At 39.3% G+C, this 21,467-nt stretch carries 16 protein-coding genes; 4 read left to right on the top strand and 12 right to left on the bottom strand.

Annotated features, from left to right (window positions below):
* Positions 1-19 precede the first annotated feature (19 nt).
* The 6 genes from SNE26_RS23860 to SNE26_RS23835 form a co-directional block, all read right to left on the bottom strand.
* Positions 20-523 (bottom strand): DUF1735 domain-containing protein, encoded by a 504-nt coding sequence (locus SNE26_RS23860; RefSeq protein ID WP_321556363.1) that lies wholly within the window; start codon positions 521-523, stop codon positions 20-22.
* A 15-nt stretch (positions 524-538) separates the two neighbouring features.
* Positions 539-847: a hypothetical protein gene (locus SNE26_RS23855; protein ID WP_321556362.1), complete on the bottom strand. Its 309-nt coding sequence runs from the start codon at positions 845-847 to the stop codon at positions 539-541.
* Positions 848-963: 116 nt separating this feature from the next.
* Positions 964-2,583 (bottom strand): SusD/RagB family nutrient-binding outer membrane lipoprotein, encoded by a 1,620-nt coding sequence (locus SNE26_RS23850; protein WP_321556361.1) that lies wholly within the window; start codon positions 2,581-2,583, stop codon positions 964-966.
* Positions 2,584-2,602: 19 nt separating this feature from the next.
* Complete coding sequence (locus SNE26_RS23845; RefSeq protein WP_321556360.1) at positions 2,603-6,151, bottom strand: SusC/RagA family TonB-linked outer membrane protein; 3,549 nt, start codon at positions 6,149-6,151, stop codon at positions 2,603-2,605.
* 162 nt (positions 6,152-6,313) lie between these two features.
* The gene (locus SNE26_RS23840) at positions 6,314-7,417 is read right to left on the bottom strand and encodes a FecR domain-containing protein (RefSeq protein ID WP_321556359.1); all 1,104 of its coding nucleotides are present in this window, start codon (positions 7,415-7,417) and stop codon (positions 6,314-6,316) included.
* A 141-nt stretch (positions 7,418-7,558) separates the two neighbouring features.
* Positions 7,559-8,140, bottom strand: coding sequence for an RNA polymerase sigma-70 factor (locus tag SNE26_RS23835; protein WP_321556358.1), 582 nt, complete (start codon positions 8,138-8,140; stop codon positions 7,559-7,561).
* 529 nt (positions 8,141-8,669) lie between these two features.
* Between SNE26_RS23835 and SNE26_RS23830 the strand changes: the two genes are divergently transcribed.
* Entirely contained in the window at positions 8,670-9,230 is a 561-nt protein-coding gene (locus tag SNE26_RS23830) for a GNAT family N-acetyltransferase (RefSeq protein ID WP_321556357.1), read from the top strand.
* A gap of 57 nt (positions 9,231-9,287) precedes the next feature.
* Here SNE26_RS23830 and SNE26_RS23825 read toward each other — a convergent pair whose 3' ends face one another.
* The 6 genes from SNE26_RS23825 to SNE26_RS23800 all read right to left on the bottom strand — a co-directional run bounded on the left by SNE26_RS23825 (position 9,288) and on the right by SNE26_RS23800 (position 18,188).
* Entirely contained in the window at positions 9,288-10,256 is a 969-nt protein-coding gene (locus SNE26_RS23825; RefSeq protein ID WP_321556356.1) for a hypothetical protein, read from the bottom strand.
* Between the two features lie 39 nt (positions 10,257-10,295).
* Complete coding sequence (locus tag SNE26_RS23820) at positions 10,296-11,981, bottom strand: hypothetical protein (RefSeq protein WP_321556355.1); 1,686 nt, start codon at positions 11,979-11,981, stop codon at positions 10,296-10,298.
* On the bottom strand, positions 11,981-14,098 hold the full coding sequence (locus tag SNE26_RS23815) for a hypothetical protein (protein ID WP_321556354.1): 2,118 nt from the start codon (positions 14,096-14,098) through the stop codon (positions 11,981-11,983). The genes SNE26_RS23820 and SNE26_RS23815 overlap by 1 nt, the downstream gene beginning before the upstream one ends.
* Complete coding sequence (locus SNE26_RS23810) at positions 14,095-14,748, bottom strand: hypothetical protein (protein WP_321556353.1); 654 nt, start codon at positions 14,746-14,748, stop codon at positions 14,095-14,097. Before SNE26_RS23810 ends, SNE26_RS23815 begins: the two co-directional genes overlap by 4 nt.
* A gap of 477 nt (positions 14,749-15,225) precedes the next feature.
* Positions 15,226-17,481, bottom strand: coding sequence for a sensor histidine kinase (locus SNE26_RS23805; protein WP_321556352.1), 2,256 nt, complete (start codon positions 17,479-17,481; stop codon positions 15,226-15,228).
* 323 nt (positions 17,482-17,804) lie between these two features.
* Complete coding sequence (locus tag SNE26_RS23800) at positions 17,805-18,188, bottom strand: helix-turn-helix domain-containing protein (RefSeq protein WP_321556351.1); 384 nt, start codon at positions 18,186-18,188, stop codon at positions 17,805-17,807.
* Between the two features lie 96 nt (positions 18,189-18,284).
* Between SNE26_RS23800 and SNE26_RS23795 the strand changes: the two genes are divergently transcribed.
* The 3 genes from SNE26_RS23795 to SNE26_RS23785 all read left to right on the top strand — a co-directional run bounded on the left by SNE26_RS23795 (position 18,285) and on the right by SNE26_RS23785 (position 21,257).
* The gene (locus tag SNE26_RS23795; protein WP_321556350.1) at positions 18,285-19,046 is read left to right on the top strand and encodes an MBL fold metallo-hydrolase; all 762 of its coding nucleotides are present in this window, start codon (positions 18,285-18,287) and stop codon (positions 19,044-19,046) included.
* A gap of 364 nt (positions 19,047-19,410) precedes the next feature.
* On the top strand, positions 19,411-20,022 hold the full coding sequence (locus tag SNE26_RS23790; RefSeq protein WP_321556349.1) for an RNA polymerase sigma-70 factor: 612 nt from the start codon (positions 19,411-19,413) through the stop codon (positions 20,020-20,022).
* Between the two features lie 71 nt (positions 20,023-20,093).
* Entirely contained in the window at positions 20,094-21,257 is a 1,164-nt protein-coding gene (locus SNE26_RS23785) for a FecR domain-containing protein (RefSeq protein WP_321556348.1), read from the top strand.
* The last annotated feature ends 210 nt before the right edge of the window (positions 21,258-21,467 follow it).

Genomic DNA, 21,467 nt, shown 5'->3' with positions numbered 1-21,467 from the left:
TGTCGATGTCTGTTGTTTGTTAATGTCCCTTTAGGGTGAATACAATACTCTTATAATTATCAGCGACTACTGTGCCGGCACCATCTTTTATTGTAAATGCAATTGCATAGTTGTCGATGCCGTTGAATCTTTCGGGAATTATCGTTATTGGAACAAAACCCTCTGTGGTTCCGGCTTTTATAATAATCTTATTCTCTATCAGGGAGTAAGCATCTGCAGGGAGTGCTTTGTAGTTAATCGGTTGTGACTGGTTATATGCGGCTATTAAAGAATCGTTCGCGGCAAATGTTACCGCAATATCCTTATCGGGGGGGGCCTGATAAGAATACCTCGCATAAATACGAATTGTTTTTACGCCGAAAGCACTATCCAATATCGGCGGAGCGAAAGCTCCCCTCGCCGGAAAATTAGATTTGGGATTAATAATAACGGGCTTAATACCGGAATAGTCGAACTTAACATTGCTCTTCAGGCAACCCGAAAATAGGATGGCGATCGCCAGTATGGGAATGTATATCTTCATATTTTCTATTTTAAATTAGTGATCAGTTGCATTACGGAACTTGGAAGTTGTTTTGAACAATCCGTTACTCGTAGCTACGCTCAGCGTGGGTTTTATGGATTTATCGTTGGCCCCGATGTTAGTAAACGGGACATATTCCCGGACTATTTTAATCCCGGAGAGGCTGTCCAGCTTAAGAGGAACTATATCTACCCGGGCTGCCAATGTGCTTGTGGTAATAGTTTTGGTTAATTTAGTACCTGCACTATTGGCTGGGGCTATGATGTTTTTTTGGCAAGCGGACAGTAGTTGAACAGCAAGCAATAAAAAAAGGAGCTTTTTCATATTTATTACGTTTTGTAATTATAAATCAGATATCAGGATATTTTAGTTTTTGATAACCTTCGATTGAATGATGTCAATTCCTCAGGTATGCGAACTATCTCGGTTAATGCTTCAAACTAATTAGGCATCCACCATATTTTTCCTGTGAACATATTGATTTGACCTTGCGCATTTACGTTAACAGGATTTCTTTGATATTCACCATGAGGGTAAAGCAAACGGATTGGAAGCGTATTGCTCACCCTGGATGGATCGACACTGAGAGGAACATCTGGAAAACGCCCGTTACGACGATAATCTGTCCAGGTTTCAAGCGGGGCTATTCCGTTCAATCCAAGGTATTTTTGAAACATGATCAATTTATATTTGTCGGGCGCATCCGCCCAGCTCACTTGCGGGTTTGCCTTGCTTACTTCTAAATCATACCATTGATTGAAAGCCGCGTCGGACGCGGCTGTTATTAAACTGTTTTGTCCCACATTTAACCATCTGAAAGTCTCGCGGACAGCATCTTTATATGCGTCTTCGGCGGAACCCGGAAGCCAACCGCGGTAAATAGCCTCTGCTTGCAAAAATCGACTTTCAATGCTGGTCAGGATCCAATTGCTCATGTCATTGCCCTTAATTATTCCCGAAGAGAATGGTGTCGTTACCCCTGTGTTACGTGAACCTCCGACTGCTGATAGGTTAGCATAATTTTGATAAGGATACTGAACACTATTGATTACCAAACCCAATTGACTCCCGCGGAAATTTTGATTACCGGGCTGAGGAAAAGGTTCTGCTGCTCCCGCCGGAATAGGCGCGTCAATGGTACTGTAATAGAACCCTAATCTGGGATCGTCGTTGGCTTTGAGCAGATTCATCGCATACACATTAGCATGCGCGAAGTTTATACTGGAAACACCATTTAACACATCTCCTCCTCTAAAACCGCCAAGGGTATTGCTGCTTGAATAGAGGCCGTAATAAACAGATACTTTATTATTAACACCGTATCCCGGGTTTTCGGCAGCGTCAACGGTCAGAAAGCCTGAGCTTTCGTTTTTAATGATGGCGATCTGCTGCGAAATATAACTTTCTCGTCCTGGGAGATTGGCCTGATGAATCAGCAGCCTCAATTTGACCGTATTAATGAACTGAAGCCATTTCAGTCGGTCGCCGTGGAAAACGATGTCAGCATTCGTAATATTTGTGTTCTTGGCGATTTCCGCATTTTTGATCAGTGAACTGGCCGTCGTAAGCTGATTCATTAGATCCTCGTATATCGACTGTCCCGAATCATATTTTGGAAAAAGTATCGTGGAATTATAAGCTTCGCTGTAAGGCATATTGTTTATTTCGTCAACTGCCATACTCCAGGTTAGCGCTCTCATTACCTTAGATATTCCCTGATAAAAATATTGACCAAGCCTTTCTGATTTTTGATCCAGGTAGATAATTTCCGCTGGTGGGGTGCGCGATGTTTCCACGTTGTTATACGTTAGAAATGGCTGTCCTGGCGAAACTAATGTCGGGCTCCAATACCCCATCCACATGTTAAGATTGTCAAAGTCATCAGTCTCAAGAGCGACCTGATTCATGATTGGCGGCAGTATAACTTCGGGCGTCGCAGAACTATCTGTTAATTCTCGCGGATTATAGTTTACATCTAGGTATTTTTTACACCCAAACTGGGTGATTATTAGACTTAATGATATGAATAAAATCAATAAGCGGATAGATTTATGTATCATAATTCGTTTATTTTTTTTGTTAAAAATTGGCACCTACCGCAATCCCAAAAAGCCTTGAACCCGGAAGCGTATTTGGGTCGGAACCGGCACCTGATGTATTGCTTACACTAGATGTTGTACGTCCACCGATTGCTGTGATAGAAGTGTTATTGTTCTTAGCTGCGGGGCCATTAACTTGCGTAGGGTCTCCATGTATGTTCGACGAGGGATAAAACGAGAATAAATCCCTCCCATAAATGCTTATGGATAAGCCCTTGATGAATTTCCCGCTGACTGGCAGTTCGTATTGTAATGCTACTTCTCTTATCTTCCAGTAAGCCGCGTTGGTTAAACCATGCCTGGTAACATTCGAAAACCTGGTAAATAGATCTTGTCCGATATTGGAAACAGCGACATTTGTATTGGGTATATAGTGGCCTGGGCGATCCTGTATGACCGAATTTGGGAATACGAATTTCTCTCGATTATTTAATAACGTAAGCGGATCAGCGCCGCTGGCAATGTTCTGGGTATTGAACAAATGGTCATTTCCGCCGGAGTAGTTTGCAAGTGCTGAGAGGTTGAACCTTTTCCACGAAACATTTAAGTTTAAAGAGCCTGTATAAATCGGTAAGGTACGGCCCTCTGCTTTCGGATTTTGATAGTCAACCGAAGGTAAGCCGGTGCTTGCATCAACAACCACTCTACCCTGGGGGTCCCTGATCCAATCGTAAATAGCAAATTCGTAAGCACTGTGGCCAACGCTGGCATAGTAAGTAACGCCGCTGGTAGGGTCAGACGTTTGGAACCTGCCATTATATATGCTTGATACCTTGAGTACTTTGTTGTTATTGATCGCCAGGTATCCTTTTAGCCCTACCTTAAAATCCCCAAAGTCAACAAGTGGATTAAAGTTAAGGTCAAATTCCCAACCGGTATTTTGAAATTTTCCTGCGTTGTCAAAAGTTGGGTAGCCGCTTAGCCAGGAATTCGCAACTTGCAATATCACACCGTCGTTTACCTGATGGTAATAAGACGCGTCAATTTGTACCCTGTTTTTAAGTAAGCCGACGTTAATACCATATTCCTGTGAAAATACTTTTTCGGGCTTTATATTCGGATTAGGGTTGACGATCGTAAATCCGTAGCCAAGCAATGTTGATGAGTTCGAGGGGGGAGCTCCTCCAAATCCAAGCAACGCACCGGAAGAAGAATTTGTGGTATATGGATAAGGAAGAACCAGCGATAATATGCGTTCACTTTGCTGAGGCTCAATATTCATATTGGCTGTACTTGATAGGGATGATCGTAGCTGCATTGCTGACAGCCAATCTTGCTCGGCCAGATAAGGAATTATTTTTTTCAGGAGGATAGATGAATTGGCGCTGATATACAAATCTTTACCTCTTGCGATTTCAGCCCGCCTCGAGTCCCACTCGTTTCTTCCTGTAAATTCCAGAAATATTTTATCCTTATAGCCCAACGACGTAGTACCGAGTGCGGAGATACTTCGTTGTAATGTCGTTCCTTCTTCCCCTTTTATCGTGTTTTTGACAAAAGCAAGATTGTAGACAGGTACAACGAGAGAAGCATCTGTAAAAAGCCCTTTATTATAATTTTGTCTTAATGTGCTTCCGATATTCCAACGAATGACAAAATCTCCAGTGGTATGCAAACCACTTAAAAGGAAATCATTATTTATGGAGCTATAGCTGAGCATTTCATCCTGGACATGTGGATCAATGTCGACGTACTTTTGTGCATTGACCCTCGCATAGTTCGCGAACTTCAGTCCTGTGGAGGTTTTTTTACTTATTATGTCTGCATAATTGATTCCAATCACATTTTTTGCAGACAACCATTGGGCAATTTTCAGGTTAACAGTAATGTTTCCGGCCACTGAATTATTCTGCTTTTTTTCGCGGGCTATCGCCAATCTCTGATAGGGACTAATAAAGTTCCAGTAATTATCTGGTTGCGCCCAATGACTATTAACATAATCTTTATAATCTAGTAAAGGGATAAACGTTGGCATGGTCAGGACTTCGGCGGTGACATCCTGCAACGATTTATTTACGTCGGTTCGTGAATAGTTCACGTTAAAGAGTACGTTTAGCGCGGAATTAATTTTCCGCGAGGTAGATAATAATACCGTAGCCTGTTTGTTTTTATCTCCGGGCAATAATCCCTTCTGATCTAGGTAACCTAAGCCTAGATAAAACGAACTGTTCCGTTCGCCGCTGGCGAGCGATAGGTTATACCGTTGATTTTGTGCGACATTAAAGAACTTTTTGTAATCATCACGTGGGATGTAGGGAACCTTTTGATAATTACCCTTTTCATCTGGATACCCGATGGACACTATCCTGCCATCGTAAGCGGGGCCCCAGTTGCTTGCCACCTGACCTCCGCTGAAATTAATGTCATTTCCCAAGCCAAAAATATCTTGTCTGTTTAAATGACTGAAATCAAGCTTGTTAAAAGATAGATTTGTGCGGAAATTTATGGCTGTTTCGCCTGATTTACCTTTTTTAGTAGTGATAATGATCACGCCGTTAACGCCCTCCGGCCCATATAGCGCGGTGCCGTTAGCACCTTTTAGAACGGTAACATCTTCTACATCAGATGGATTTAGATTATTGATGAAATCAGCTACCCGGCTGGCAGCTTCATTATCTGATCCAAAAGATAGCGGGGCCCCATTTAAAACAAAAAGCGGTGAGTTATTGCTGTTTTCGCCAAATGAACGGATGCCGCGCAGAAGCACTTTGATCTGTGGAGTCATAGCGGAGTTTTGAACATCAATATTAAGCCCCGAGATCTTACCGATGATGCCGTTCAAAATGTTTCCGCTATTGGCTTTGTTTATTTCAGCACCGGAAACTGTGGCCACGGAATAACCCAGTTCTTTTTTATTTCGCTCTATCCCATAAGCGGTCGTTACCTTCACTTCATCTAATTTTGTTGATGAAAGCTGAAGTGTAATGTGGTCGTCCACCTGTTTAGCCATAAGTTCTTTTGAGGCATAACCGACATAGGAAATAGTTAAAACGGCATCGGCATTGACATTGGAAAGATAAAACCTTCCGTCAGTATCCGTTAACGTTGCTAAGCTAACGCCTTTGGTTTTGATGGTCGCTCCGCTTAACGGCTCACCTTTATCATTTAATACCCGACCGTGGACGTTAATCCAAACTTGCCGAGAACTCGCGTTTACAGCGGGAGTCTGATCTGTTTTACCCTTGATCATTACTGTGTTATCCTGAACCGCATAATCTAAAGGTTGCCCCGCAAAACAAATTGATAAAGCCTTTTGCAGAGAGACATTTCGCAGGCTTATGTCGAATGGATGTGCCCTCGCTACATCCTGTTCGGTAAATATGACATCATATCCACTTTGTTTGCGAATTTGATTTAAGGCGTTTTGCAATGTTATCTTCTTACCAACCAATGTAATTTGTGCGCGGCTGGCGGCACTGACGTTGATAAGGAAAGTGATCAGCAGGAATGTTGTTATTTTCATTACTCTCAGCAATTGAGCGGAAAATGCAGCAGGCGGACCGCATCTGGATAAGTCACTTATTTTCATTAATTTTGACAGTTTGGTTATTGTTAATAGCAATTTCACAAGAGTTTTAATGACAGTTCCAAACATGAGCGGGGGTAGGTCGAAGCACTCCCGCTTACTTTAATAGTTGATGGCCCTTAGGGGTTGATAAGCTATTTCTGGAAACTGTTGATCGGAGAAGTATTAGTTGATCACGGTTATCCTCCTTCCTTCAACTTTAAAATGTACGCCGGATGCAAAACTTATTTTATTTAGGGTTTTCGATATATCATCAAACCTGCTCACTGAACCGGTAATGTTTTTTTGGAATACATCTCCCTGGTAGATCACCTCGATATTATACCACCTGACCAGCTTACGCATTACCGCGTGTAAATTCTCGCTTTGAAAAATGAATTTTCCATTTTTCCAGGCAATAGCAGCTTCAGCATCGGTGCGTTTAACTATTATTGCTCCTGATTGATCAAGGTTCGATTGTTCGTCAGGATTTATGATAAGGTTGTTATTGATCTTTACAGCCCCTTCTAATAAAGTTGTCGTGATAACCGGCTCATCCTTGTAAGCATTCATATTGAATTTTGTGCCGATATCTTCAGTAACCTGATTTCTTGAAATGACTTTGAATGGGTGTAATTTATCATGGCATACCTCGAAGTAACCTTCCCCCTCTAATTTTACAATTCGCTCTTTGCCTTTAAATTGCACGGGAAAAACCAAAGAAGATTCTGCATTTAACCATACTTTGGTTCCGTCAGATAAGGTTATGGGGAACGGCGACTGCTCGCCCCGACCTGTGACCAGTTTGTTAAATATTTCAGGTGAACTGGTTTTAGCATTGACGGAATAAGCGATACCGTTAATACCCTTAGCCTGGAGCACCACTTTGCCTTGTGTTGCTAGATTGCCTTTAAGTTTTGGGGAGAGGATGATATGCTGGCCATTCGCTAAGATGAGTGTGGCCTGAGCATGCCCGGGCTTGACGATGCTTGCTTGTGTTAATGATTCTTTTGATGAACCACTCTGGTAAAGGAAATATCCACCGGTGGATAACATAACCAGCACGGACGCGGCCGCGGCGATCCTGGCCAATAATTTGATCGGGGAACTATTTTTAGCATCGATCCTTTTCCATACCCTTTTGTTCGCTGCTTCTATCGAGTTATTATCCGGTGCAGGAGCGAAAAATTCAGAGCTATTGTACCACCCTTCAACGATCGAACGTTCGTCTTCGGTCGCTATCCCGGCATTATATTTTCTAAGAAGTTTCTTTGCGTCGCTTTCTTTCATTACCGTTAATAACTATCTAACATTAAGACAAGAAGCGAATAGGTCGGGGGCAAAAAACTTTACATAAATTTCAAACTATATTAATACTGTTATGGTGGCTGGATTTCGTGCTTCTGCAGACTTGCGGTTCAACCTTTCGGATCACACCAGGTGAAAGAAAATCATTAGAAAGACAAACAGGCCAAGCCGTTGGCGCAAGACTTTTAAAGTGCGTTTCATGACCGATTTGACGGCTTGTTCCGACATTTCGAGGCGTTCACCGATCTCTTTATAACTAAGATATTCGTGTCGGCTCATCTGAAAAATAATGCGCATTTGTTCAGGTAATGAATTTATTTCTTTTTCTATCATCTGTCGCAATTCGCTTTCCCGTAGTTTCTCATCTGCATATTTGTGATCAGTTTCGGAGTAATCAGCAAGGGAACACATGTACCGCTGGTTGACCTTCCGGCGCTCAATAAGATTAAGTACCCTGTTGCGCACTGAGGTGTATAGATAAGACGATAGATTTTCCGAAACCCTTAGAGAAGGTTGTTTTTCCCATAGACTGGCAAAGAGCTCTTGGATCAGGTCACTTGCTTCGTCTTCGTCTCCAAGCTTACGATAGGCATGAACATACAAAAGCCCAAAGAACCGGGCATAGATTTCGGCAAATGCATCTTTGTCGCCATTTTGTAGTAAATGAACTAATTCGTGATCGGAAAGGGTGCTATACGTCGACAAAATGTTCCGGGTATACTTTTAGTATTAAATTAATAGCGGGTGAAAAAGAGGTTATCGTAATATCGCTACGCTTAGCAGGCGATATTAAAACAGCCACTGCTAAAATTAAAGAATTTTCCGTTAAAGGGCTAGATTAACGTGCGATTTATCGAAAAAAAAACATACTAAATGGTATTTGTGAAATGTTTTTTCATCTGTGAAGTAACATTAAAGTAGCCTTTGTGGATAAATTGGGAGATAAATAAAAGGTCCATTAATTAATTCGCCGTTTTTAATCTTTTAATAAAATACCATTAAGTATGTAATGGAATTGGATTCTACATTTCAGAAATTCTAAAAAAGAAGCTTTAAAAAGTGTTTTGCGCAATGATATCAAATTTTTAAGAGCCGCGAAATGCGAACGAACATGCTGCAATCCACAATTGACAAAATATATTAGGAAGATTGAAATGTTAAACGGGTATTAACTATTTTCAGCATTTCGTGTTAAGATGAAGTTCAGCGACGAAAAGAAATAATAATTTATAAAATGCCATCAATCTATCTTGAAAATGAAAATCTGTTAATTCACCCATTTCGGCCGGACGATCTCCAACGCTACGATGAACTGGTATCAGAAGTTTTCGCGATACTTTCAGACGAAGACACATTGAAATATATCCCCGAAAAACGACTGCTCTCAATAAGTCATGCGGAGAACTGGTTGCAGGGTACGATAATAAATTTTCATTCCGGACGGAACAGGGTTCACTTTATCACTTCCAAAAAAAATGGGAGGCTGATCGGGCTGATCGACATCATTCCTCCTGCAGTAGCCAGAGAATATTATACCCTATCGCGGTATCCTTTTTTTATTGAGTTTTACCTAAAAGGCTCAGCAAAAGGGAAAGCTGTGATGACAAATTTACTCCCACTGGTTATAGCGTATTTAAAAGCGGAAGGAATTGAAAATGTCGCTGCCGTAGTAAACCGGAGAAATTATGCAGCGAGTAAGGTTTTGAGGCGGTCCGGATTTATATTTCAGTCCGGGTTCGATCCAAACCAGGATCTATACGCTATGACGTTGTTATCAGAAAAGCCTGCCGCTTAATAACTTGAAAAAAGTAATTTCGTCTTGCACAGGGAATAAGTCGAATACGAACTCCCTTTACTGACTTCTGATTTGGGTGTCACGTTTGCTATGGCTGCTTTTTCCTATCCTAAGCTCTGTCTTTCTATCGCGATCTTTTTTAAAGAATATTTCTAAAACATCACCATTATCAAGCGTTCGGATTTCGCGGAAGAAAAAAGTGTTAATTATTTGATCTGTGGTAAACCCGCGTATTTTCTCATTCACATTTATGTAATATCTTGCATTATATCTTTTCCTTTCGGCTTCATCTAAAACGGGAAATTCTCGATTGGTCTGATCAGCAATAAATGGAATAAAATCATCGAATGAAAATTCGTTGATGTCCTCCATTTCCGAAAAATCGCAATCAACTTCTTCAAATACAAATAATAAAAAGACCATTTCTGTGACGGTGAGCTGAAATGGGTTTACATATTTATATATTCTGTATAATGTTTTAATTGTTGGAATTATCTCGTGAAAGAGCCAATCCTTGAACAAGGATCTGACAAGATACGTAATGTCCGTATTTACTTTTTGAAAATCAGGGATGCAAATTTCAGGGAATGCTTCGCCAAGTACAAACCTTTTAATAAGAACTGGAGTTTCATTTCGTAACAATTCTTCAAATTCTACGCCACTATAGACTTTCGTTTTCGAAATCTTGGCATTTTTTCCGTGCTCCTTTATTTTTCTCCGCTTTTCATTAGTTACTCGTCCTCCACAAATCACTATAAAATGGTTCGGAGAATAGCCGTTATTGATAATTTTATCAATGTCATCGGTAACCTTCTTCACGGAAATATCCCTATAGTTGGCACATTGGTAACAATAACTTTCGCCTGATAGCATGCCCCAAATATCCCGACCTCCGTCTGCTCCGGTCTCGCCAAGCCATTCTAATGTTGTCCAATCCTGAGTCCGAAGGAGAAATGCAAATACAAGCCGCTCAAATTCAGTTGAGCTACGGTCTTCAAAATGGATTCTGTGAACGCTTTGTTCCATATATCAAATGTCAAGGAGGGAATAAATATCTAATGTCTTTTATTTATCGAATAAGTTAATTAGAATATGGTTCATATTGACATCTAAATTATTCCTGCGATGAATTATGGTGAATTTTCTGATTTCAGAATATGGTAATTCGTTCGCTTCAGTCAGGCTTATTAATGGAAATTGAAAGGCATTTGATCTTACATAGTTTCTATAATTGGTATAAAATGTTCCAAAGTTAACGACGTTGGCATACACTAAGATGTAATTGTTGACTAAACCATTAGCATCATAAGTGAATATTTTGTCTATGTGTTGTTTAATGTAATCCTTCTGAACCGAGGTTAAATTCATTGCCTCTATGATGCTAATGGGATTGTGATTATAATCCTCTACAAGGATATCGACTTCTCCGGCGGACTTACCGGTTTGAGATCTACTTCTTCTTGTTTGATCCTTGATTAAAAAACCAGAGCTCTCCAACAAACTAGCAATCATAGTATTTCTATCGTCTTCTGAATAATTTCCATAGTAAATACGCATAGACTGAAGCTGAAGGCAGCTACGAATCAAAGCGTCATTTAATTGTACTGTAGAAGGTTTCTGGAGAATTTCAAATACCTTAAAGAGTTTGGCTCCCTCACTTAAATCATCGTTGGAGGTCAACAGGTTATTTATCGTATCAATACTAACCAAGGGAAATATCTTTGCAAGTTCAAATTTCAAACTATCAATGGATGCTTTTTTTTTTAAGTCACCAGTTGAAAGCTCAATGATTTTTTTCAAAAAAGAAGCTTCTTCGCTAGTCTCATCTAATTCCCCCAATCTTGCAGAAATTCTAGATTTTTCCGCTGAAAAGTTTAGAGAAAAAAAGGGTAAGAAAAATGAGTCATCAAGTTTTTCAATAAATGATGTGGTAAGTGTACTCAAGGACAACCTGCTCTTTATTTCTTGATTCTGAATACTTGAATATTGAAAAAATAGATTTGTTAGATTATGTCTGAAGTCTAACCACGAGGAAGGGGTTTGCTGTGAAATTTCTAATAGTCCATATAGAACCCTATAAAAACCTACATAAAATGGGGCATCTACGAAACTGAACGCATAACTTTCTCGTTGGAAAAGTAGACTGGCAAGTTCTTTCAATTTGTTTGAAAGAGATGCAGTCACTTTTTTAATTACGTCAATTGTTAATTCTACTATTTTGGTAAATACAACAGCATCAATCCTGTTTTCAATTAATTGGCTTGCTGAGTGAAAGTCAGATTTGCTTTTTTCCAACGAAAATAATGAATATTCCAACTCTGAAGCGAGCAATCCCTTTTGCAAATTGATCAATCCTAAGTGGAAAAGCGCCTCCGCCGATAATTCAGCCTCATCCTCTTTTGAGTATGCTGTAAAAATGGTTTCTATTTCATCGGGATCTTGTTCGTATAGGTAGTAAAGTGATTTTACTCTATTGACGGTTAATAGCAAGTTCGTTCCTTCCCAATCGTCAAGTAATATCCCCAAAGCTTGCCTAGGCTTGATAGAATTTAAGAAGACCAAATCCATGAGGCGATCGATTGCTTGCTTTTTTATATATACATTTTCAGCAGAATCGGAAATAATGCTTGACAGAAAGGTTTTTAAATCTTTCTTACTGACATTGCTTATTTCGGCGAAAAAATCTTCTGCCAAAAAAGTAATTTTCTCCGGAAGAATCAATACAGCAAATCGTTCTAAAATGTCGGACATCAGAATACAAATGATTGCGCTGGAAATACATTCTGATTTTTTACCGTATTTTCAAGACTTCGTTCCGCCGTACCAATCAATATTTGTAGGCTATCACCAAAACGAGATTCTAACTCTTTTATCAGTCTGGATAATCCTTCTAGGTAGTTTTTGTCCCCTTCTTCTTTACCAGGACTGTCTATCATTAAAAACCTGGAATGCCGTCCATAATTATATTCAATGTCAAGCTGGATCAAACTTAGATAAAACGCAAGCTTAGCCCGTAGTTGCTCACCTTCGGCAATTTCCGAAAATGAAAGAAAATCGCCATCTTGCTTATACTTTATATCGAAACGGTCATTAATATTAATTTCTGTTATTCTTAAACCGAGAGACTGTGCTTCTGCAGTCATGAGGTCAGCTAATTTTCGAAGTACTGTTTGCCCTTCATCATATCTGATTTTATTGAGGCTGGCAATTGCTTTGGTAAAAAGTTGAATCTTCTTTTCGATTTTTTGGTCACCGATTGGTTCTGGTTCTTCATTAAGCTGCGAAATCCTAAAATTCAATACTGCTTTTTTGTTTAACATTTCGGTTTTTGTTTCATTTGAAGAAGCAAATTTTTTACGTTCCTCCGAAATTGCGTTTTGTAATTCATTTAATCGCGAATTGATCTCTTTGACGTCTCGCAAACCTCCATATTGTTGTTCACGTTTTATAATGTCGTTATAATATTCAACTGATTTGCTTTGAACCATTAAGTATTCGGATTCTAATTCACCGATACCATTTTCAAGGCTTTCTTTTAACTTCTCCAATTCAACCAGCTTGCTTTCAAGATTTCCAGTGTCTACCTCTGGTTCATCTTTAGAAATGTCGTCTGTACATAATGCGCAGGTATGAGCAGATGCCGCCTTGGTTTTCTTGTCTTTACTAACAGGATGGCTACAGCTTGGACAAGTTTTCACCTCTAGATTAGAGAAGAAAACACCGATTTCCAGATATTCTTTGACGTCTGAATATTGTTTTTCGGTTTTGATCGCTTCTTTTCGAAGCCGTCTTATTTCATCATCTATAAATTGTTTACGGCGATCGATTATATCCTTGTTTTTTCTGGCTTCCTGAAGGCTATTGTTTACAGCAACCCTTTTCGTGTTTTCTTCATCAATATCTTTAACAAGTCCCTCGTATTCAAGAACCAAAGCGTTGACGTTGGAAGTTTGTTTTTCGGCTATAGCAAGCTCTTCTAATTGCTGATCCAAATCTGTAAGTTCCCTTTGGAGTTCCGTTTTCTTTGATTGTTTTTCAGTACTTTCCCTACTTAAAAAAGATTGTTGCTTTCCTTTTTGGTGCAGTAATTTGTCTTTTCCTACTGTTAATTTATTAATGGACGACGTCAAATATAGTCCAAGTAGCATCTGAAAAACTTTAGTTCCTTGGGCCCCGTACATCAATTCATTAGTATCCTTAGACTCTAAGAAAATTGATTTAAAGTAAGTCAACCAGCTGGCCCCCGCTTCGATCAAGTCATCGCTTTCTTTAACGGGGGATTTTTGAGTCCAACGGAGCGAATAGTAATCAAACTGATGAAAAAAGAAATCTTTCAATTGCCTTTGCAGTTCATCTTTTGACGTGGCTAAGAAAAGACGATCATCCAAATGTTCATCGTCGGCCGGATATATTCTTATTTCTTTGTTATAAAAGGAAGCCTGTATGGGTTTTTTTTCTTTATTAATATAAACCGAATATTTTTTCTCGTTGATGCTGAAGACCAAGAGAATGTGCTGAAGCCATTTTGAGATATTCGGCTTAAGGCTATCGTCGCCTGTAAGTCCAAATTTTATGATCTTAAAAATACTGGATTTGCCTCTTAAGTTATCCGCAATCCACATATTTACACCTGAATATATTTCCTGACTGTAGTTAATTAGTTGATCGGAATATTCTTGCTTCTCTTCGGTGACTTTCTTTCCGGAAAAGGCAATATAGTTGACTTCTAATCTTTTACCTGTTGATAAAGGGGTGTCCTTATCCAATTCTGTTCCGAGGTCGAGCAAGGATTTGATTTCTGATTGGTGAAAGTCTTCAGCAAAATCTTTATGAATTTCCGAGATAAAGTTATTGTAATTAAAATTCATAATCGTTCGTTGAATATTTTGTAATAGTCTTTTGCCACTGTTTCTGAAATTTCCCCTATGAAGTTTTTAAATGAGGTATTTCTGTATTCCTCAATTTTATATTGAGATACTTTGAGTTGAGAACCCAATAGCGTCCCGAAATATTTCTTGATTAATTCACATCTCTTGATATACCAGTTTAAGGAAGGTAATGCTTTAATAGACTCCTCAGTTTTTTCGATAGCATATTCAGTAATAAAATACTGCTTCTCGATATTTTTTAGATCGGTGTTCTTCTTACTACTGAAACCGATAAAATTGATACTTTGAAGAAATAAAATGACATCATCTATGTCTTCATAGGCGCCAAAAAAAAAGCGCTCCATTTCCAAACGTCTGAGTTGGGGTTCGGAGTCTGCATAAATTCCTTTAACTAACTTTTGGATTTCAGAACGTTTAGACAGTTCATTTTCAGCAATCACCAGAAGTTCGTGGGCGAGATAATCAGGGTTTCTAATCAAAAAATCTATCTTTTGAATTCTGACTTCGCTTTTGAAAACCCTTTTAAATTCAGGGTGTTCACTTGATGAATAATTCTCACTAAAATAAAATAAGATTAAAAAAATCCTCAACCTATCTTTATAGGTTCTTACCCGTTCTTCTAAGCTCATGAGTGTAAAAAGTGATAAATGGCCTAAGCATTAATTAAGTGACCTTATAGGAAGCCAAATAATTAATAAGTATGAATGTAGATATTATTTCGAATAAATGAAATTATTTGAACCGGAAAATGCCGTAGAATTCTTGATGTAAAAAAAACTGATTAATCTGATGTTTACAGATTAATCAGTTTTTGAATTATGTCTGATTGGGTTATAACTTGCTTGTTTCAGGCATTAACACCAACCTGATATAGTTTTTGCGATCCAGGTATTTGCCCGCCAGCTCCTTGATATCTGTAACGGATATTTTGGCCAATACTTCGTTGTAATATTGATCTGATCGAGGGGTTCGCCGTTTTGAAGTTGACCGCTCAGATATCCGAGCTTTTCCCTTCTGTAAAATTAAGAAGATGGTGTTTTTTAGGAAAATTAGTTAAAAAAAGCTACGCTTTACCGCTGACTTGATTTTAAGATAATATTGTCAGGTTAATCAATTGACATTTCGATAGCAATATCTACTTTAAAGGTTAAACTAAGTATCGTCCCATTTTTGCTTTCAAAAAACATCGTTCCTCCTAAATCATCAACTAGCCCCTGAATCAATATCATTCCAAATGATTGCGGGTTTCCTATTTTAAAACCATCTGGCAAACCTTGGCCATTGTCTGAAACGTACAAGTTTATTTCATTGGAATTCGCAGAAGATAATTTGATAGTGATTCGATCTTGATTGGAGTAGGGAAAGGCATATTTAATAGCGTTTGTGATTAACTCGTTTAGAATTAAACCAATCGGGAGTGCCTGGGACACATCTAAAACAAAAGGCATTACGTCGATATCAAATACGATTTGCTGTCCTGTTTTGTAACAATCTCTCAAATTTCGAACCAGTTCATCAATGTACTCTGGCATGTACACGTTCGATTTATTGTCTGTTTTATAAAGTTTCTGATGGATCAGAGACATTGCAATTACGCGGTTTTGGCTATCATGAATTGCGTCGAGCGCCGTAGTGTCAGTAATATGCCTAGCCTGCAGACGCAACAACCCGGTAATCATGTGAAGATTATTTTTTACCCGGTGGTGGATTTCTTTTAATAACCACTCGTTATCCTTGAGTAACTTCGCAAGCACCCTGTTTTTATTAGATACCGTTCTTTCTCTTTCCTGAAGCAACTTTACATTACGTTGCTTTAATAAATACCGGTTGTACAAAACTCCCAGAAGCACAAGTAGAAGAATTATTCCCGCGGTACTTAATCGTATCAATAGTTGCCTTTTTTCCGATTCCGATTTTTCAACCAGCGACTGCTTTTCGAGAAGTTGAATATTTTTGTCTTTTTTGTCACTTTCAAAACGCACCATCATTTCTGCAATTTGTTTACTTTTTGTCGCAGAAAACATGGAATCGGTTGACATTTTATATTGCTGAAAGTTCTTTAAGGCTGCTAAATAATTGCCCGATGCAGAGTCAATTTTAAACTCAATAAATTTAATCTGATTCAATACAATTGGGCTCACCAGATTTTTTCTGTGATTAATCATCAGGTTCAAAAAATGTTTAGCTTTTTCAAATTGCTTTGTTGAAAGATAGAAATCACATACTCTTTTGATGTCCAATAATCGGGATTCGTCCGGGTTTCGGCCGTGCTGATAATCTGTTTCGGATTCGCGGTTCATCCGTAGGAAATAAAACTCCGCGTTTTTATTTTGCCTGAGTGCTTCGTAACAGCTGGCAAAGCATAGATCTACCCTGTATTTCCCCAAGTTATCCTCTGGAACAAGTGTCGAATGTGTTTTCACGTATGCTAAGGCCTCATTTGCTTTATCTTGTCGGATGAGACCCTGCACTATTTGTTCAAGTACCACGAAATATTCGTAATCTTTTGGCTTAACATAATTCAGGCATTTTTTCAAATAATATACACTGTTGTCATACATAAGTAACCTGGTGTAGGTTCCCGCCAGTTTAAAATAATATAGGATTGCATCAGCCGTATCTCCACTGGATTCCATGGATTTTACGGTCTCTATGCGGTAAAATAATTCATTTTTTAAATCGGCTTTTAGCGCATATACCGATGCCAGCAGATAATAGGTTTCGTATAGCTTTTTATAATTTAAGGCGCGGTATTTAGCCAAAACATCAAGTAATTCATTTTGTGCCTGATCCAATTTTCCTTCATTAAGATGTACATCTGCTATCATTTTAAGGGCTTCGGACTCTTTGAATTTATTGTTCAGCTGGTGATATAATAACGCCCCATGTTTAATGTAATCTATTTTCTTTTTCGAGCCGGAAGGAGAGTCAATTGGTAAATTGTCTGCAAGCTCAATCCAATTATCAGCTTCTGTGAGAATATCTCTTTCGGCGTGATAGTAGCTGATCACTTTCATGAAGTTTTCTTCGCCCTTGTCGAAATCAAGTTTATTCAGTGAGCAAAGCGCTTTAAGCTTGGTACATTCCATCTGCCATTTTAGAGAATGTATCTGAGTGCTTTGGGTTAAAGCTAATTGGTAGCAAAGCAAAGCGGAATCGACATATTTATTCGAATTGAAACTGTGTTCAAGGTAAAACCTCCCAAAATCGAGTAAATGTTTGATAGCAGTGGAATCTGGGGAACCTTGTGAGAGTTGGCGGATAGCTTTAGCATTAGGCTCTTGTGATAACTGTTGGGCATAGGCACCAATCACAAACAATAACGTCAAATAGCAGCTGACCAAAGTGCGTTTGAAAACCATATTTGTTAGCGTTAGAGTTTAAACAAATATAACACTTGTAGGCCTTAGTTCATGATAACCAATGGACTTGATTGTTTCAATATGATTTAAAAGGGAGCGATAAAAAGGTGGCAAGGGTTTATATCTTTTTATTAAAGGTTTTTAATGACGGATAACGAAATATTAAAGGCGTATTCAAGCAGCAGGTTATTTCTATTTTTATTAAGGAGAAGTTCTTAAGCGGCAATTTAGATGATTATCTCAGCTTAAATGGATAAGCTGATTTTAGCTAACTGATTTCTGCGCCACAATTGATACCTACATGTAGGGATCTTCCCAAGTGTTTAAGAATAGGTAGCGTTCAGTGGCTTGATTTTTCCTTCCGCACTCCGGCTAAATGCGGAAACCTCTTCAGCAGCATGCTCATTTGCCCAGGCTTCCATAGCAGATAGCGCCGGTCCTAATGCTTTTCCTTTTTCAGAAATACGATAATTTACTTCTGGTGGAAAACCATTCTTTTCTTCTCTGATAATAAGGCCGTCGGCTTCCATCTGTTTCAGGTGATCTAACAAAACTTTCTTGGCCACTTTAGGGATAATTCGCCACAACTCGGTGAAACGCAATTCCGGATTATGAAATAAATGGTATAAGATAATGGGTTTCCACTTACCTGATAACGTATTTAGAGTAATATGAAGTCCGCAATGTTTAAATTCTTTGTATTCCATGGTTACTAAAGAGTGAACAGGTTACCCATTGGTAACCTTCTTGGGCTTGATGTCAGATAGCTACATCTTTGCAAACATCAAAATTAGCTCTTTAATATGAACGTACAACTTTTGCGACACGCAACCCTTACTATAACTGCTCACAGTAAAGTCATTTTAGTTGATCCAATGCTAGCTCCTGCAGGTACATATGATCCATGGCCCTCAAAAGGTGGTAGTTTACGTAACCCGTTAGTCGATTTGCCGATTGATCAGGAGAAGTTATTAGAACTTATAAAAATAACCGACGCCGTGTTAATTACGCATGCACAGCATCTGGATCACTGGGATGCCACTGCGATAGAACTCCTTTCAAAAAACGCAGTAATTTTTTGCCAACCCGTAGATGCGGAGAATATCCGATCCGCTGGTTTCGCGCAAGTAACGCCAATTGATAAGGAATTGATTTGGAATAGCATTAGAATTAGTCGCACGGATGGCCAACATGGCGTTGGTGAAATCGGCGAACAAATGGGCAAGGTATCAGGATATGTGATTGATGACACCGAAGAACGTTTGTATATAGCAGGGGATACAATTTGGTGCCAAGAGGTAGAAGATGCATTAAAAAGTTTTACGCCAACTCATGTTATTGTGAATGGAGGTGCCGCTCAATTTCTAACTGGAGGACCTATTGTAATGACAGTAGAAGATGTTATAACTGTTTGTAACTATGCGCCTCAAGCGAATATTTACGTGGTTCATCTTGAATCGGTCAATCATTCTACAGAAACTAGAAAATATACTAAAGCCGTGATACAAGAAGCAAGTCTGAACGACCGGTGTTTTGTACCAAATGACGGCGACTGGTTATTTTAACATTTATGAAAAGTCCGGTACTAAATGTTACCGGACTTTTCATGATGACATCCACTGTGCCTTAAGTGGTTTTTGTGTACTTGTTGTAAAACTTACCCAAGTGCCATGCCTTCCCTTAATTGAACGAACCAGTTACTCCTCGATATCGTAGCGATAAGGTTCAAAATTTCCCAGCTTTTTAACAGTTTGCAACAAAAAACAATGTCCTGAAAATGGTATTGGAAAAACGTGAATACCGTTTGGTGTAAAAAATTAATATTTCTGCGCACGTTATTTAAACCAGCGCAGGATAAGAATGTAACTTTAATTTAACATATGTATTAAATCAAATAATATGGATTAGATTTGTTATCACAGATTTCAAATGCGGAAATATCAATTGCCCATCTTTACAGACCATCATTTGCTTTCGCTTTTACGCGAACGGGATGATTTCAACGCATTTGAAGAGATTTATCAACGCTATTGGCGGAAATTACTGGATTCAGCTTTTCAACGCCTAAAGTCGAAAGAAGCTGCGGAAGAAGTTGTTCAGGAAGTGATGGTCAGTCTGTTTTTAAAACGCCATGAATTGGTTATTACCAGCAGTCTTGAAGCATGGCTGAAAACAGCATTAAAGTATAAAGTATTCAATATTTACCGGTCACAACAGGTACATCTCGCGCATCTGGACGAAATCATAAGACAAAAACAAATCTCACCGCTCAGACCGGATGAAGAAATGATACTGAAAGAAATACGGGACAAAATTAAGTCGGCCGCTTTGAAATTACCCGATAAGTGCAGAGAGGCTTTCCTATTAAGTCGGTTTGAGCATTTGTCCCAGCAGGAAATAGCTGACCGGATGGGAATTTCAGTGAGTACTGTTAAAAAACACCTTACGCGGGCGTTCGCTTATCTTAGAAGCGAACTGCGTGAAAATCAAATAGACCTGTTGGCAATCTGCTTTTTTGTGGTCTTCGCGGGGCAGTTATAGTTTTTTTCAAAAAAAAAGATTTTCCATTAGCACCTGCCTGCCATTTAAGTGACTTAGGTTAAAAGACCTTAATGAACGATCCTCAGCGCAGAATCTTAGACCTGCTCGAAAAATTTCATAATGGAACTGCCGATACAGAAGAACTCGGTGAATTAGACCGTTGGTATGCGTCTTTTGACAATGATCCTAAGCTCACCGCAGGATATTCCAAAGAAAAGCTTACTGCTACAAGAGAAGGCATGCTTCGTAATATACGCAAGTCTACTGAGACTGATGTTTACGTACCAAAGAAACGCAAGATGTTATCGAGGAATGGGTTAATTTCGATTGCTGCCGTCTCGGTTATCGTTGCTGCCTTTTTTGTGTACAGGACCGCGCCTGTACTCAACGAAACATCCTCAAAATTGGATGTTATGCCTGGCAAGGACGTAGCTATTCTTACACTTTCGACAGGAAAACAAATTGATCTTAACCTTGCCAAAAATGGTCGGATATATTCGGATAAAGGTTTGGACATTATTAAAGAGTCAAACGGGGTACTTCGGTATCGTTCAAAACCAACTCCTGGACATGATAGTCAGGAAATGAATACACTCACGACACCATCCGGCGGCCAATTCAAGGTCGTTCTTGCCGACGGTACTAAGATTTGGCTTAATGCAATGTCTTCCCTGACTTATCCCTCCAGGTTTTCAGGTCATAAAAGGCCGGTATCACTGACCGGTGAAGCCTATTTCGAGGTCGCAAGAAACAAAGAAAAACCGTTTGACGTCAATACTGTAAATGAGCGTGTAGAAGTACTTGGCACCCATTTCAACATCAGCGCTTACACCGATGAGCGCTCGCAAAGAACTACCCTTCTGGAGGGCTCGGTACGCGTTACGGCGAAACGCCAGATTGCTCAGGTTACTATCAAACCGGGGCAACAAGCGGAAGGTACTGCGGGGAGCTTAAAAATTACGAATGTGGATGCCAATGCAACAGCAAGCTGGAAAGATGGGGTCTTTATATTCAATCATACCGAGACCCATACTCTGATGCGACAGCTATCACGCTGGTACAACATTGATGTCGTTTACCAGGGCGACATCAAAGAGCGGACGTTCTCAGGATCAATTGACCGTTCCTATACGCTACTCCAGGTTCTCGATGTGCTCAAGATCAGCAAAGTGAATTTTAAAATTGAAAGGCCAAATGGAGCGAATAACCGCAGCCGGCTTACATTAATACCATAACCATCCTATAAAGTATAAACCCAAAACAAGTGCCTATGAGAAAATAATATGCGACACATTCAAGGGAAAAAAGGAAGCCGGGGCGTGATTGGAACCCATCCCCGGCTATGTCTGGGCTTCCCCACTAGCCTGGCAATTGCCAGAATTCGACAGAGATTTTTATGTATCAAATTAAACCCAAACGTACAAAAGTATGAATTTAAACATTCG

It is taken from the genome of Mucilaginibacter sp. cycad4 (assembly GCF_034263275.1).
GTDB lineage: Bacteria > Bacteroidota > Bacteroidia > Sphingobacteriales > Sphingobacteriaceae > Mucilaginibacter.
The sequence above is the reverse complement of the archived record's forward strand: the minus strand, read 5'-3'. Positions and strand labels throughout refer to the sequence as shown.